The 554-nt window shown below is 45.5% G+C and carries 1 protein-coding gene; it reads left to right on the top strand.

Annotated elements, in window-relative coordinates:
- Positions 1-554 (top strand): POTRA domain-containing protein (locus tag R7Q46_RS29390; protein WP_318078614.1); only part of this gene is annotated, 554 nt, incomplete at both ends.

The following is a 554-nucleotide window of genomic DNA, read 5'->3' as shown; positions in this document are numbered from 1 at the left end:
AATTCCGCGGTGACCTGATTGGTGAAGAAGCGACCTTCGAACGACTCGTTCCATTCGAAGACAATGAAACGTACAACGGTTCTCTTGTGACTTCGATGGAAGAAGGCATCAAGCGTGTGCTTGGTGAATCTGGCTACGCTTACCCTCAAGTAAACACCATCCCTGAATTTGACGATGAAAACAAACAAGTCTCCTTGGTTGTGAATGTTGATCCAGGTAATCGAATTTACGTTCGCGACATTCGTTTTACTGGTAATAACTCAACGAAAGATGAAGTGTTGCGTCGTGAAATGCGCCAAATGGAAGGCAGCTGGCTAAACTCCAAGTCGATTGAAACTGGTAAGACACGTCTTAACCGTCTTGGCTATTTTGAAAACGTAGAAGTACAAACGGTTCGTGTACCAGGTAGTGATGATCAAGTTGATCTGGTTTACTCGGTTAAAGAAGCGAACTCAGGCAGTGTAAACTTTGGTGTTGGCTACGGTACCGAATCGGGCGTCAGCTTCCAAGTTGGTCTGCAACAAGACAACTTCTTAGGTAGCGGTAAGCGCGTT

It is taken from the genome of Vibrio sp. 811, assembly GCF_033339195.1.
This window is presented reverse-complemented; position numbering and strand designations above follow the sequence as displayed.